This window comes from Roseinatronobacter sp. S2 (assembly GCF_029581395.1).
Taxonomy (GTDB): Bacteria; Pseudomonadota; Alphaproteobacteria; order Rhodobacterales; family Rhodobacteraceae; genus Roseinatronobacter.
Map to the genome: position 1 here is coordinate 566,927 of NZ_CP121113.1, position 14,328 is coordinate 581,254.

The following is a 14,328-nucleotide window of genomic DNA, read 5'->3' on the forward strand; positions in this document are numbered from 1 at the left end:
AAAGGGAGGAGCCAGCAATGGACAAAATCAACTCCGGGATCAGCCGCAGGCGGTTTCTGGCCACGACCGGAACCGGCGCGCTGACTGTGACTGCGGTGACAGTCGGCATGCCCGGCACAGGGGTGGAAAATGCCCCCGCGCAGGCGCAGGCCGCGCTACCCAACACCAAGATCACCAAGAATATCTGCGCGCAATGCCCCGCGCGTTGCGGCATTGACGTCTATACAACCGATGGTCGTGTGCATGCCATTTACGGCGATACCGGCAACCCGATTGCCAATGGCAAGTTGTGCCCCAAGGGGCATTGGGGCACTTATTTCCTGTATGACCCCGACCGCTTCAAAGGGCCGATGCGCCGGACCAACCCGAACAAGGGCCGCAATGAAGACCCCGGTTTTGTGCCGATCAGCTGGGACGAGGCGTTGGATATTGTCGCCGACCGCCTGAATGACCTGCGTGACCGCGGCGAAAGCCACCGTTTCGCGCATTTCTATGGCCGCGGCTGGGGGCCGACCGATGCGGGGCTTTATGGCGACTGGGGCAGGCTTTATGGCACGCCCAATTCGGCAATCGGGCATTCGTCCATGTGTGCCGACGGGTCGAAGCGCGCCAAGCAGGCAACCGATGGGAACAATTCCTACAATTCCTACGATTACGCCAACACCAACTACATCCTGAATTTCGGCGCGAGCTTTCTGGAAGCGTTTCGCCCCTATAACTACCTGATGCAGATGTGGGGCAAGATGCGGTCAAAAAGCCCGCAGACGCGCATTACATCAATCGATGTGCGCATGAGCCCGACCATGGCGGCGTCGGATCGCGCCGTCTATATCAAGCCCGGCACCGATGCGGCGATGGCCTTGGCCGTGGCGCATGTCATCCTGACCGAAGGCTTGTGGGACCGCGAATTCGTCGGCGATTTCGCTGACGGGCGCAATCATTTCGTCACCGGCGAGGATATCAGCGCGGCCGCGCAAGTGGCGGTGACCGACCCAGAGACCGGCGAAGTTACCACGCAAGCGGCCGAAGGCAGTGGTTTTGTGGACCTGTGGACGCATGGCATGGTTCGCTGGTGGAACGAGGAGTTGAAAGACCGCACCCCCGAATGGGCCGAGAGTGTTACCGGCGTGCCAGCGTCTACCATCCGCGCGGTTGCGCGCGAGTTTGGCACCACGCGGCCAGCAATTGCATTGTTCGAGCGCGGCCCGACGTCGCACAGCAACGGCACCTATGCAGGCATGGCGATCCACGCGCTTAACGCGCTGGTGGGCAGCTTGTATGCCGAAAAAGGCGGGTTGTTCTATCAGATGGGTCCATCCTATGGCGGCCTGCCGGTCAGCGCCGCCGACTATATGGATGATTGGGCACAAAACGGCGCGTGGAAAGATCAGCCGCGCATTGACAAGGCCAAAACTGCTGAATGGCCAATGGTTGACAGCATGATGCAGGAAGCCGGGCCAAACCACTTGAAGGGTGACCCCTACAAGCTGGACACGGCGATGTTCTACTACACCAACCCGATCTGGTCGGCCCCGAACCCGCAGGTCTGGGAAGAGGCGCTGAAGGATGTGTTCATCATCGACACCTCACCCTTCCCCGGCGAAACGGCGATGTATGCTGACATCGTTCTGCCCGATCACACCTATCTGGAACGTTGGCAGGACAGCCCGACCTACCCGTTTGAAGGCTGGCCAATGACCGCGCTGCGCGTGCCTGCGGTGGACCCGATCCATGACACCAAGCATTTTGGTGACACGCTGATAGAGATCGGCAAGCGCATTAACGGGCCGATGGGTGACTATTACCGCGAGATCGACAATGTCGAGAATATCCTGCGCCATCTGGCAAAGGGTTTCGAGGATAACCCCGGCGATAACGGGGTGAACAGTTTCGAGAGCTGGGCCGAAAAGGGGGTTTGGTATAAAAAGCCCTATCACTGGCACCAGCGGCGCGGCAAATTCTATGAATGGGACGGCGAAGGCTATAATGTCGAGATGACGCCGGAGGATGTGAAGGCAAAACTGCTGAAAACACCTTCCGGTAAATTCGAGTTCGTGTCGGGTTATCTGGAAAACCACGCGGATTATATCGAGCGCGAACTGGGTGTTCCGGCTGACCGCGCCGGCTTGATCCAATGGGTTACGCCGGTGCATTCCGGCGGCGATGACGACCTGTTCCTTGTCAGCCCCAAGACGCCTTTGCACGCGGAAGGCCGCAGCGGCAATATTCCGCATGGGATCGCAATTCACCAGCCCATCGTCGGCGGCAAGAACACGGTTTACCTGGAGATCCACCCCGATACAGCGCGGGCGCGCGGCATCGGGAATGGTGACCGGGTGCGCATGACTTCCGCGGTTGGTTCCATCGAAGCCTATTGCCGCTTCATGCCGGGTCATCGGCGCGACACCATCGTGCTGCCGATGGAGCATGGCCACTGGGCGCAAGGCCGATGGGCCAAGGGCCGGTTGCCGGGCCATTCCGGCGATGTCACCCCCAATGTATCCGATCCGATTTCAGGACTGGCCAGCTACTATACTGGCAAGGTCAAACTGGAACGGGTCTGATCCCCAGCATCGAAAAGGATATAGAACATGACGAAATGGGGAATGGTCATTGACCTTGACAAATGCACCGGCTGTCAGGCTTGCACGACCGCTTGTGCGATGGAAAACAACACGCTGCCCGGTGAAAACTGGCAAGATGTGCTGTATTACAGCGAAGGCACCTATCCGACCGCCAAGCTGACTTGGCTGCCGCGCCCGTGCATGCAATGCGAAAACCCGTCTTGCGTGGCAGTCTGCCCGACCAAGGCGACCTATAAGGACATGGATGCGGGCGGCATTGTATTCGTGGACTGGAACAAATGCATCGGTTGCAAATACTGCATGATCGCCTGCCCCTATGGCGTGCGTTTCTATGCCGATGAAAAGCCGGTGGTGGAACCTGATATCCGCGATGTCTTTCCGGGCGAGGGGCAGTTGCACGCGCCCCCTTATCAGGGACCGGAGAGCGACTCGGTGCGCGGGATCGGCATTCAGCCCAAAGGCGTGGTGTCAAAATGCACCTTTTGTTATCACAAGGTGTCCAAAGCCCCCGAAGGCGTGGCCGATCTGGACGAAGACAACCCGGACACCAAGGAATACACGCCCGCCTGCGTGCGCACCTGCCCGCCGAAAGCGCGCTATTTCGGCGATCTGGACAACCCCGAATCCGAAGTGAACCGCCTGATCGCGGACCAGCGCGGTGTCCGCCTGAAAGACCATACCGGCAACCGCCCGCAGGTCTATTATCTTGGCTCTGGCGCGGATGTGCCGGCCTATCAATCCCCAAAGAAAACCTGAGGAGGGCTGAGTGATGAACAAGGGTAACATCCTGCAAGGGCCGATGGGTCTGATGTTGATGGTTGTGTCAGCCATCGTGGCACTTGCCGCCTTCGGCTATGCGTTTCTTGACCTGCAATCCGCAGGCCACCGCAGTTTCAACACCACCTCGCAGATCCCGTGGGGCCAACCGATTGCGACTTATCTGTATTTCGCGCTGGCCTCATCCGGTCTGGGCATGATCGCGGCGCTGTCGCTGGTGTTCGGGTTCAAGCAATTCCTGCCCATCGCCAAACGCGCCATTTACTTGTCTGTCGTGATACTTCTGGCAGGTATGGCCGTGCTGGCTATGGAACTGGGTCATGTATTCCGCATGCTTTGGGTAATTCCGCTGAACATGCAGATACACTCTGCCATGTTCTGGATGGGCGTCTTCTATGTCGCTGACCTGATCTTCCTGCTGTGGAAATTCCAGAAGATGGAAGGGCAGGAATGGGACAGCAAAACCAGCAAGCAGATCGGGATTGCCTCGTTTCTGGCAGTGCTGCTGGCCAGCGGGAACCTTGCGCTTGTCTTTGGCATGATGAGCATGCGCCCCTTCTGGTTTGATGGCCTGATGCCGATCTATTTCTACCTGACGGCTGTGGCCAGCGGATTGGCGGCGGTGGTGTTCTTCACCTATCTTGCCTATGGCTTCAACCGTAACGCCATGCCCGAACGCACCCGTGTCATGTTCGAAGGGCCGATGGGCAAACTATTCGCGGCTGTGCTGGGCGCGACAGTGCTGTTCATCCTTGTGCGGGCCTATACCGGGTTCTACACCAACACCCCCGAAGTCAATGTGGTCTGGCGCGAGTTCCTGTTTGCTTCACCAGTCTATCAGGCGTCGCTCTGGCTGGGGATTGTCGCCCCTTTTGTGGTGATGTTGATCGCAGGACTGCGCAGCAATCCGTCCTTGCAGGTGCTGGTTTCGATGGCGGTGTTTGCGGGGCTGTTTGCGGAGCGCTATTTCTTCGTTGTCGGCGGGCAGGTCGTGCCGCTGTTCCGGGGAACATGGGAATGGGGCCTGATCCAGTATACACCATCGCTGACCGAATGGACGCTGACGATCATGGGGTCGGCCATGCTGTTCGCACTCTATGCGGCGGGCGAGCGGTTCCTGAACCTGTCGGACATGCCCGCCGAACCTGCCACGCCCGAAGGCGCAGTCGCGGCGGCGTGAACCGTTGAAAAGAACCAGTGCAGGGCGGCGCGATGCCGCCCTGCCGCGTGAAAGGATCACGGGAGGATCAAGATGAGTGATACACTGGCCGCCGATGCCTATTCCCGCCGCGACCTGTGGCTGTGCCTGGCGCGCGCCTTTGGCAAACCCGCAGGCGACGCGTTCCGCGATGTGTTCGCCCAACATCTGGCCGATGACCTGAAGGCTATTGCCGAGGAAACCGGACTTGTCGCACATGAAGATATTGCCGCGTTGCGCAGGGATGCGGCCAGGCTCGGCAATGATCTGGATCTGTTGCGGCTGTATTCCAAGCTGTTCATCGCCCCGCCAACGCCTGTGGTGCTGAACGCGGGCTTCTACATGGATGGTGGCAAGTCCGGGCAGATCGAGCAGGAGTTGCGCGCGATTTATGCGCGTCACGGGGTCGCAAAAAATGCGGACATGCGCGATTTCTACGATGCAGTTCCGCTTCAGCTTGAATTCCTGTCCTTCCTCTATGGCCGCGCGGGCGATTATGCGAAAGCCGCGCAAAACATGGAAGCCCGCGCCTATATGGCCGAGGCCGAAGCCTTCATTGCCCGCTATCCGGTGCAATGGTGCACCCCCTTTCTGCGCGATCTGGAAAAAGCCTGCGCTGATGACGGTCTGAACCGTGCTTACGAACATCTGGCCCGTATCCTGTGGCTGGCCGTGGAGCAGGCGCGTGCGGGCGCCCCGATTGAGGCCCTGCCTGCTGGCGCTGGTCTGCCACAAGGGTCTTCGCGCGGTCTGGGCGATGTCACGGCGCAGGATCTGGCGGAAGTGGCCTACCGGCTGGAACAGGCGGGGTTGGCTTGGGACCATGTCGCCGCGAATGAAGCGTGGAGCGATGCGGTCTTTACCGCGCGCCGCGCGCTTGGCGATACCGATGCGGTGCGGGCATGATGCTTGCCTGTGTTTCTGTCGCGGGCAAGGGGTTGACCGATGCCTGCCTTGCGCAAGCCGTTGCGCTGATACAGGCGCAAGGTGTGCGGCTTGTGGGCACGGTGCAATCCAACCCGCAGCGCGCAGATCGGCGACGGTGCGATATGGATCTGCACATCTTGCCTGATGGCCCTGTGCTGCGCATCAGCGAAGATCGTGGCGCACATGCACGCGGGTGCCTGCTGGATGCCGGTGTGCTGGAAGCCGCCGTTGCCGCAACGCTGGACCGGCTGGATCGGGCAGAGCTGCTGGTAGTCAATAAATTCGGCAAGCAAGAGGCGGAAGGGCGCGGTTTCGTGCCTGTGATCGCCGAGGCGATGGCGCGCGGATTACCAGTTCTGGTGGGGGTCAACCCGCTCAATCATGGGGCGTTCCATGCGTTCGCAGGGGGGCTGGCACATGATCTGGCCGCAGACGCGAATACAATCACCGCTTGGGCCATCGCGCATCGCCGCAGCCACGCCGCCTGAAGCAGATTGCCCCCGCGCAAACCTGTTTGCTTCTGCACTGTGGCGTCGTCCGATATGAAAACATCAAAAAGATAGGAATACCTTAATGCCCGTCAGCAATGAGACCATCCTTTCGCAACTGCAAAAAGTCCCGCTGCCGGATGGTGGCAATCTGGTCGGCGCTGACCTTGTGCGCGCCCTCCAGATAGACGGCGACAAGGTGCGCTTTGTGATTGAAGCGCCCGACGCAGCCATGGCCAAGTTACTTGGCCCCGTCCAACAGGCGGCAACCGCCGCGTTGCGCGCACTGGAAGGTGTGAATGATGTGCAGATTGCGATCACCGCGCATCAGACCAAGGCGCAACCCAAGGCAGGACAGGGCGCGCCGCCGCAACTGGAAATTGGCCGCCACCCGACTGGCAAGCCAGAGCCGAAATCCATTCCCGGCGTCAAACGCATCCTTGCCATCGGATCGGGCAAGGGGGGCGTGGGCAAGTCCACTGTTTCGTCCAACCTCGCCGTTGCGATGGCGCGGCAGGGCTGGAAAGTGGGCTTGCTGGATGCCGATATCTACGGCCCCAGTCAGCCGCGTATGATGGGGCTGGACCGCCCGCCGATGTCGCCTGATGGCAAGCAGATCATCCCGCTGGAATCGCATGGTGTAAAATTCATGTCGATTGGGGTGCTTTTGCCCAAGGATGAGGCCGTGATCTGGCGTGGCCCCATGCTGATGGGCGCGCTACAGCAGCTTTTGAACGATGTGCGCTGGGGCAATCTGGACGTCCTGATCGTGGATATGCCGCCGGGTACGGGCGACATTCAACTGACGCTTTGCACCTATTTTGACGTGACTGGCGCGATCGTTGTCTCCACCCCTCAAGACGTGGCGATGATGGATGCGCAGAAGGCGCTGATCGCATTCACCAAACTGGGAACCGAGGTGATTGGGCTGATCGAGAATATGTCCGGCTATATCTGCCCCGAATGCGGGCATGAGGCGCATATCTTTGGGCAAGGTGGTGTGCGCGCCGAGGCTGAGAAACTGGGCCTGCCGCTTCTGGCGGAAATCCCGATCAGCCTTGATGTGCGCCTGTCCGGGGATGAAGGCAGGCCCATTGCGCTTGGGGATGACGGGATTGCCGAAATCTACGGCAAGCTGGCCGCGCGGCTGATCAAGGCTGCTGAACATGCGGCGCAGGCAGTCTGACGGCCTGCGGCTGGACAGAATAACCGGCAGGCAGGAAGTGACATGGAAAGGGACGCGACCATACTGGACAAGGGCCACAGGCGCGGCCCACTGACCGAGAACGCGGGCGTGAACCGCGTGACGGTGGCCAAGATCGAAACCGGTCGAAAGCAGGGCTCGGTCACGACCCTGCGGGCCTTGGCCGATGCGCCCGGTGTGAGCATGGGTGATTTGGCCGGGTAATGTCGGTCCTTGTCTGTCGTTCATCGTCGGCAGCATGCGGCATCGCTGAACCGGTCGCTCGTGTTCGCTGCGGTATATTTTGTTGAAAAATAGACACTGCATCCTTGAGAATTAATCTTGGCCAGTCTGAGGTCCGGCACTCCCGGACAAAAGGGACTTAGCAAACCACCCAAACGCCGTTGATGCAAAAAAACCATTTGCGGCCGTCCGTGCGTTTGTTCCAATAGTTGCGTAACAGGCAGGGCTCCACGCAATCCCAGATCAGCGCGCGCAGTCAACACAGTGCATCAGCGTCGGATCAAGATCAAGCCGTTCGATCCCGATGAATTCTCCGCATTCCGAACACCAGCCAAATTCGCCTTGCGCCAGCCGCCGCAACGCTGCATCAATCGCCACCATCCGGGCGCGTCGGCGGCTTTCCTGCGCCGCTGACATGGCTTGTTGTTGCATAGCATCCATCCGGCTTAAGCGACCGACGCTTTGCTGGTCAAGTTCGACGGGTCGACGGTCTGTCGAGGTTTGTTCCGAGTTTGCGCGCAACTCCGCAGCTTTGGACACAAGAAGTGGTTGGTAGCGTTCCGCCAACTCAGAGTCTGTAGGTTCATTCATAGCATCAGCGTAGCAAAACGACAGGAATCTTGCACGAAAGAATTGCCGTGGTGGTGGACCCGATGATCAGGCTGCGGTTGCGCAATCTTGCCTGTGGTCGTGGCGCGATGCTTGCATCAATAGTCCGAATGGAGGCGCAGCTCCGGCAATGTGTGGCACGTCAACATGCTCGATTGTGTTCAAGATCAAGCGCTGTCAGCACACGGCGCGCCGCAGGCGAGAGTTCTGAATTGGAAGGAAGGACGATCGAATAGGGTGAAATGGCGATCTCGTCGGCCATGTCCAGCACCGCGATATTGCCACCTAGCCCGCTGCGGCGCGAATAGAACTCTGCGACCGAGCGTGCGACCGGCGCAATTGCATTGGTATCGCTAATGATCCCCAATGTAAGCAGCAAGGACGACGTGCTTAGAATGCGCGCGGCTACCCCGGCATGTCGGAAGTGGGGAATATGGGCCTGCCGCCGAAGGTGCTGCGCAAGGGGATCACAGACATGATCCGCATATCGGACGCGCGGATGTCGGGCACGGCGTATGGGACGGTCATTCTGCACGCAAGCCCGGAAGCCGCCGCTGGCGGGCCACTGGCCGTGGTCCAGTCCGGCGACATGATCGAGGTCGATATCAAGGCGCGTCGGTTGCATCTGCATATCTCTGACGCCGAGTTGACCCGTCGACTGGACGGATGGACGCCCAGCCACGACATGCCGGATTCGGGATATGCGTGGCTGCACCAGCACCATGTAGGCGGCGCAGATACTGGTGCGGACCTTGATTTCCTGCGCGGGAAACGTGGCAGGGACGTCGGACGGGATTCGCACTGATGGCCCGGCTTGCATCTACCAGCGCAGGGGGCCGCAAACCACAGCCAGCCGCATATTCTGCGCGGCGGAAGAAAACAGCGCTTCAAAACAAGATCTACAAACTGGGGGAGATAAAACCGGCATGGGTGGAGTAACCATCGACAACGTCCGGAAGGCATACGGGCAGGTAGAAGTCATGCATGGCGTTTCTGCGCAGATCGAAGATGGCGAGTTCGTCATTCTGGTTGGTCCGTCAGGCTGCGGCAAAGCTTCATATCTTCGACGCCAAAAGTGGCAAGCGAATGCCCGCGGGCGATTGAAGGCAACACGAAAGGAGAAGACGCCAAGTGAACAGGTCTGCCATGGGCAAACCGCCCATGATGGACGAATACCGAGAGCCTTTTCAACTTAGCTCCAGGGAGGAGAGAATATGCTTGGAAACCTTAGAAAACCGCTAAAACGCGTGCAGGTTACAGCACTTGCCAGCACTATACTTGTTACCAGTGGTATCAGCGCCGCACATGCGCAGGACGTAGAACTGCGCTATGCAATTCATCCCGGTTCGCATGTCCAGCCGTTGCTGGACTATTTCATTCCAAAATATGAAGAACTGACAGGCGTGCGCGTCATTGGCGAGGTGCTGCCCCCGGACCAGCTTCGGGATCGTATGACAATCGAAGCGATTGGCAATACAGGCTATTTCGATATGGGCTATCACAGCCCCGGTTGGTTCGGGAGTTTCGTTGATCACGTCGCGGACCTGCGTCCTTTCATCGAAAAATACGGGATGGACCTTGATGCGTTCCCCGAACTGGTGGTCGAGGCGCATATGTCCAGCACCGCCCGCCCCGGCGACATCATCTCGATCGCGCATACCCCTTCGGCGCCAATCTTTGCCGCGCGCAGGGACTGGTTTGAACACCCCGATGAACGCGCGGCATTTGAAGAACAGCACGGTCGGGAACTGGAATATCCGCAATCGTGGCAGGACCTGCATGAGGTCGGCCAATTTTTCACCCGCGATGCCGGGGACACCCTTGCCGGGAACGTTCTGGAACGTCCTGTTTATGGCTGGTCGGATTCGCTGCGCCACCCGTCGGGTGCCGCGCGCGCATTCCTGCTTACCATGTATTCGGCAGGTCTGGCCGGTTTTGACGAAGACTATATGCCCGACATTGACCAGCCAATTTTCCTGGAAGCGACAGAACTGTTCGAGCGTCTGGTGCATGATACAGCGCCGCCCACCGCCTATAACTGGGATTTCCTTGAACACCTTGAATATTTCCGCGAAGGCCGGTTGGCCATGGCGACCCTTTGGGCCTTCGGGATTGACACGGTCGAAGACCCTGATGGTGATGCCGCCGGAAATGTCCATTACAAGGTTCTGCCCGTCTATGAAGGAAATTTGGGCGGATATACCCAGGGGGTTCCCTATATCGGGGGCGGCGGTATCATGGTGTTTGATACACCCAATGCCGAAGAATCCTTCAAGTTCCTGCAATGGCTGATCGAAGACCAGTCAATGGAATGGGCGCGGATGACGGCCAATTTCTTCCGCCCTGAACATTTCGCGGATGAAGAGCTTGTCAACCAGCGCCCGTTCTATCCCGAATACCTGCCTGTCCTTCAGGACGCGCTGGATGCGGTGTTCATCCGTCAGGGTATTCCGGAATATGGGTCGGTCATCTGGAATGCAGCAGGCGACTACGCGACCGATGTCCACAGCTGAAAAAGGGGGGGTGTGGGCTTCGTGACAGAGGCCACACTGCCTGCGCATTGTTGCCGGTCGCGCGTGGTACGCCGACCAGCCGCGGACGCCTTGCTGCGGATGTGATGCGGCAAGGTCACGGGCGGCAATTCGTCCCTTGCGCAGGCGATGGTCGATTCGACATGGTCGGCCAAACCGACGTTCCCGGCATCTCGTGGCGCTTCCCCGACACGCTGTCACCTTATTCCGTTCGCGACCGGGCAGGCACCGCGGCACCATCTTCACCATGATCTGATGCTGGTGGGGGTGCGTACTCACGCATAACCATCAGGCTTTCCCAAGCTGCCATTGCGCAACGCGCGATCCCAAGTAACCTTTCACGCGAGGCGCCATCGCGCGCCTGAATAGACATTCCATGTTGGACAGTCGCAATAAATGCGGCAATCACACCATAGTCTGTACCGCTTTGAAGTTCGTGTTCATGAACCGCGCGTTCAAGCCGCTTTTCCAGCAGCATTGTGGTCTCGCGGCGCCGCATACTAAGGTCGTCGCAGACCGACGGGGTGGAGCCTTCTGCTTGCGGGGCGGAGAGCACAATCATGCATCCCCGTCGTCTATCGTCTTGTGCGAATGCCTCTGCCGTGGAGCGCAAAAGAACCTCGCAGGCAATGCGCGCTGTGGGTGCAGTTGCGACGCCACTCCAAATTCCGCCGCCTTCTGTCTTGGAATAAAGTTCGAGCGCTTCCCGAAACAATTCTTCTTTGTTTCCGAAAGCCGCGTAGAGGCTTGGTGAATTGATGCCCATGGCCACAGTCAAATCTGAGAGGGAGGAATGCTCATAGCCCCTCGACCAGAACACCTCCATCGCTTTGCGCAGGGCCTCCTGCCTGTCGAATGTACGCGGCCTGCCTCGGGCTTTCATGCGCTGATCCCTTTATGTGATGATCGATAAATAAATTACTTGACGGCCTGCGACAAGGGGGTTTAGGTGATATGTATCAATCGATACAGAAAGAGATGAAATGTCAGCACTGAATGGAAAGATTGCACTTGTCACCGGTGGCAGCCGCGGAATGGGCGCAGCGATTGCAAAGCGGCTCGCGCGGGAAGGTGCCTATGTGGCGATTACCTATGCAACCGAAGGTGACAAAGCCGCAGAGGTGATATCGTCGATCAAGACAGCAGGCGGAAGGGGCATCGCTATACAGGCGGACAATCGAAATGCTGAAGCTGTTACAGCCGCAATCGATACCGTTGCGGCGGCAGAGGGGCACATCAACATTCTGGTCAACAATGCCGGGATAATCGACGCGCGCCCTATTTCCGAACTCACGCTTGAAGACTTCGACCGGACAGTAGACATAAATGTCCGCGGTGTCTTTGTTGCCACTAAGAGTGCCGTTGCCCATATGCCGGATGGTGGCAGGGTTATTACGATTGGCAGCAATCTCGCATCCCAAGTGCCCTGGCCCGGAATCAGCCTCTATGCATTGAGCAAGTCCGCGTTGATCGGATTTACGCGTGGACTGGCACGCGATCTTGGTGAACGGGCGATTACAGCAAACATCGTGCATCCGGGCTCAACTGACACGGATATGAACCCGGCTTCAGGTGACATGGCTGATGCGCAACGCGCACAGATGGCGATCCCGCGCTATGGTGATCCTGCCGATGTCGCAAGCCTGGTCGCATGGCTTGCCGGCCCTGAAGCCCGCTCCGTCACGGGCGCTGAATATGTCATCGACGGTGGCACGAACGCATGAGCAAGCTTGCGGGCACTGGCACGGCGGGTAAAACCGCCGTGCTTGCTTGTGGCGCGGCAATGATCGTGACGATGGAGTTCCTGCCGATTGGGCTTTTGTCCCTTTTTGCCGTCGATTTCAGTATAATCCCCGAACGTGCAGGTCTTTTGATTGCGGTTTTCGCCCTTTCGGCTGGCACAGTCGGCCCCGTCTTGACCCTGTTGATCAATCGCTGGACCGCAGCAGGGGCACTTGCATTCTGCATGTGGGTCTTCTCAGCAGCGAGTATTGTCGCGGCCTTGTGGCCCGATTTTGGCGTGATGCTTTTAGTGCGGGTTATCCAAGGCGCGCTTCTTACGCCATTTATAGCCGTTGCAAGCGCCGCAGTCGCCGCTACGGCGGCGACCGGGCAAGGAGGAAAGGCTATTGGTCAGATCAATCTGGGAACACTTGCAGGTATTGTCATCGGTGTTCCGCTTGCAGTAGCCCTCACCGATCTGCTGGGGTGGCATGTTGTATTCTTGGGAGTTGGTATCCTTACAGCAGGAGTTGCGGCATTGATCCCGCATACTCTGCGAAACGCTTGCGCGCCTTCGGGTGATCCGCAATCGTATTTCCGCCGTCAGGTCTTAATCCTGCGACGCAAACCTTTGCTTTTGCACTTGGCGATGTCGGGTTTCTTATTTACGGCCATGTTCGCTGCATACAGTTATCTTGGCGTATATCTTGAACACGTCGTGGGCCTTACCACTCAAGGAATTTCGCTCGCCCTCTTCGGCTTCGGGCTGGCTGGTCTCGCAGGGAACTGGTTGATTGCGCAGGTTGTCGACCAGCACGTCATCGCGCCGACACTGGTGACAACGCTTGTGCTTGTGGTGGCAACAGGTGCGTTGGCATTTCTGGGAGGGCACAAGGGGGCGGCCTTGGCCCTGCTGATCCCGTGGGGCGCAGCACATGCCGCAGCATTCCTTGCCTGTCAGGTTAGGGTGATGTCTGTCGCACAGGATGCGCCAGCATTCGCGGCGGCCCTTAACATCGCCATTGCCAATCTGGGGATAGTCATGGGGGCCATTCTTGGCGGGTTCGTGATCAGACACACGGGCCTTGATGCCATCGGTATCGGGGTAGCTGTGCCGGGGTTTCTTGTTCTGGCAATCGGCGTGTGCCTCTCACGGATCACCAATGCAAATAAACATGTCGCAAAGAGGTTCCGTTAGAAGGTTGCTGAAATAGTCGGTCTTCGACAGTCTTTGAGAACAGGATTCACACCCGGAACGACACCGGCGGGGGGATGATCGGGCGACGGACAAGACGAGCGGGCTGCTGTCAGCGATGTGATCTGGAAGCGCGCATTCCTGCGCAGCACCCGCTGCGCAAAATCAAGCAGGTCAGGTGAAACTGCGGTGCGACACACCAAGACAGTGAACAGCAGACGACGGCCAACCTTACACCGTAAAGCCATCCAGATAAGCGCGGCACATGGTTGTCAGGTCCTGTCGCAGGTGGGCGGCCTCTTGCTCCGACAGCCCACGCTCAAAAGCATTGCGCACCGTGCCATAGATCACAGTGACCAGCGCCAGATTTGCCCGCGGCACGTCAGCGAACAAAGCATCGCAGGCGCCTGAGAACATCTGCGTTGTTGCGCGGTCGACCCGTTCGGCAAAGGCGTGAACAAGGGCGTCGTTGTTCAGTTCCGCCACAGAACGATAGAGCGCGCGTGTGATATCTGCGCGCTCGGTCTTGGCTGTCCAGTAGGTCTGGATCAGCGCCTCGACCATCTGCGCCAGTGGCGCGCCGGACTGTTCCCGGCAGGTGGCCTCGATCTTTGCTGCCAGCGCATCCAGGTAACGTTCGTTCAACGCATAGACCAGCGCCTGCTTGTTTGGGAAATACTGATACATGGTGCCGACCGACACACCGGCGCGCTCTGCCACGCGGGTTGTCGTCAATTCGTTCATGCCATCCCGCAGCAAAACCTGAATGGTGGCCTCATAAATCGCCTCCACGGTCACGCGCGAGCGGCTCTGGGCCGGTGTTTTTCGGGGTTGCAGGGCAGTCGGGGGCGGGCTGGGCATATGCGAATC

The 14,328-nt window shown here is 58.8% G+C and carries 14 protein-coding genes and 2 pseudogenes; 12 read left to right on the forward strand and 4 right to left on the reverse strand.

Translation table 11 applies throughout. The features are described from left to right. The first annotated feature begins 17 nt into the window (after positions 1-17). The 7 genes from P8S53_RS02650 to P8S53_RS02680 all read left to right on the forward strand — a co-directional run bounded on the left by P8S53_RS02650 (position 18) and on the right by P8S53_RS02680 (position 7,383). Positions 18-2,564: a molybdopterin-dependent oxidoreductase gene (locus P8S53_RS02650; RefSeq protein ID WP_277805617.1), complete on the forward strand. Its 2,547-nt coding sequence runs from the start codon at positions 18-20 to the stop codon at positions 2,562-2,564. A gap of 27 nt (positions 2,565-2,591) precedes the next feature. After that, positions 2,592-3,341, forward strand: coding sequence for a 4Fe-4S dicluster domain-containing protein (locus P8S53_RS02655; protein WP_277805618.1), 750 nt, complete (start codon positions 2,592-2,594; stop codon positions 3,339-3,341). Positions 3,342-3,354: 13 nt separating this feature from the next. After that, entirely contained in the window at positions 3,355-4,542 is a 1,188-nt protein-coding gene (gene nrfD, locus P8S53_RS02660) for an NrfD/PsrC family molybdoenzyme membrane anchor subunit (RefSeq protein ID WP_277805619.1), read from the forward strand. A gap of 72 nt (positions 4,543-4,614) precedes the next feature. Continuing rightward, entirely contained in the window at positions 4,615-5,466 is an 852-nt protein-coding gene (locus tag P8S53_RS02665) for a molecular chaperone (RefSeq protein ID WP_277805620.1), read from the forward strand. Next, the gene (locus tag P8S53_RS02670; RefSeq protein WP_277805621.1) at positions 5,463-5,975 is read left to right on the forward strand and encodes a DUF2478 domain-containing protein; all 513 of its coding nucleotides are present in this window, start codon (positions 5,463-5,465) and stop codon (positions 5,973-5,975) included. The genes P8S53_RS02665 and P8S53_RS02670 overlap by 4 nt, the downstream gene beginning before the upstream one ends. 85 nt (positions 5,976-6,060) lie before the next feature. Further along, a complete protein-coding gene (locus P8S53_RS02675) occupies positions 6,061-7,161 on the forward strand; it encodes an Mrp/NBP35 family ATP-binding protein (RefSeq protein WP_277805622.1) in 1,101 nt (366 codons plus the stop codon). A 42-nt stretch (positions 7,162-7,203) separates the two neighbouring features. Then, a complete protein-coding gene (locus P8S53_RS02680; protein WP_277805623.1) occupies positions 7,204-7,383 on the forward strand; it encodes a helix-turn-helix domain-containing protein in 180 nt (59 codons plus the stop codon). A gap of 261 nt (positions 7,384-7,644) precedes the next feature. Here the strand turns inward: P8S53_RS02680 and P8S53_RS02685 are convergent, their stop codons facing one another. Then, positions 7,645-7,992: a TraR/DksA C4-type zinc finger protein gene (locus P8S53_RS02685; RefSeq protein WP_277805624.1), complete on the reverse strand. Its 348-nt coding sequence runs from the start codon at positions 7,990-7,992 to the stop codon at positions 7,645-7,647. A 160-nt stretch (positions 7,993-8,152) separates the two neighbouring features. Next, positions 8,153-8,389, reverse strand: a complete 237-nt coding sequence (locus tag P8S53_RS02690) for a hypothetical protein (protein ID WP_277805625.1) — start codon at positions 8,387-8,389, stop codon at positions 8,153-8,155. A 21-nt stretch (positions 8,390-8,410) separates the two neighbouring features. On the opposite strand from P8S53_RS02690, the pseudogene P8S53_RS02695 reads away from it, so the two are divergent. The 3 genes and pseudogenes from P8S53_RS02695 to P8S53_RS02700 form a co-directional block, all read left to right on the forward strand. Then, positions 8,411-8,815: pseudogene (locus P8S53_RS02695) on the forward strand (dihydroxy-acid dehydratase); the annotation flags it as partial. A 121-nt stretch (positions 8,816-8,936) separates the two neighbouring features. After that, positions 8,937-9,077 (forward strand): annotated as a pseudogene (locus tag P8S53_RS21280) (sugar ABC transporter ATP-binding protein); the annotation flags it as partial. A gap of 147 nt (positions 9,078-9,224) precedes the next feature. After that, positions 9,225-10,523: an ABC transporter substrate-binding protein gene (locus P8S53_RS02700; protein ID WP_277805626.1), complete on the forward strand. Its 1,299-nt coding sequence runs from the start codon at positions 9,225-9,227 to the stop codon at positions 10,521-10,523. A gap of 220 nt (positions 10,524-10,743) precedes the next feature. Here the strand turns inward: P8S53_RS02700 and P8S53_RS02705 are convergent, their stop codons facing one another. Next, the gene (locus P8S53_RS02705; RefSeq protein ID WP_277805627.1) at positions 10,744-11,424 is read right to left on the reverse strand and encodes a TetR/AcrR family transcriptional regulator; all 681 of its coding nucleotides are present in this window, start codon (positions 11,422-11,424) and stop codon (positions 10,744-10,746) included. Between the two features lie 100 nt (positions 11,425-11,524). On the opposite strand from P8S53_RS02705, the gene P8S53_RS02710 reads away from it, so the two are divergent. Next, positions 11,525-12,265 (forward strand): 3-oxoacyl-ACP reductase family protein, encoded by a 741-nt coding sequence (locus P8S53_RS02710; protein ID WP_277805628.1) that lies wholly within the window; start codon positions 11,525-11,527, stop codon positions 12,263-12,265. Further along, entirely contained in the window at positions 12,262-13,461 is a 1,200-nt protein-coding gene (locus P8S53_RS02715) for an MFS transporter (RefSeq protein ID WP_277805629.1), read from the forward strand. The genes P8S53_RS02710 and P8S53_RS02715 overlap by 4 nt, the downstream gene beginning before the upstream one ends. 228 nt (positions 13,462-13,689) lie before the next feature. On the opposite strand, the gene P8S53_RS02720 is transcribed toward P8S53_RS02715, so the two are convergent. Continuing rightward, a complete protein-coding gene (locus tag P8S53_RS02720; RefSeq protein ID WP_277805630.1) occupies positions 13,690-14,319 on the reverse strand; it encodes a TetR/AcrR family transcriptional regulator in 630 nt (209 codons plus the stop codon). Positions 14,320-14,328: the final 9 nt, after the last annotated feature.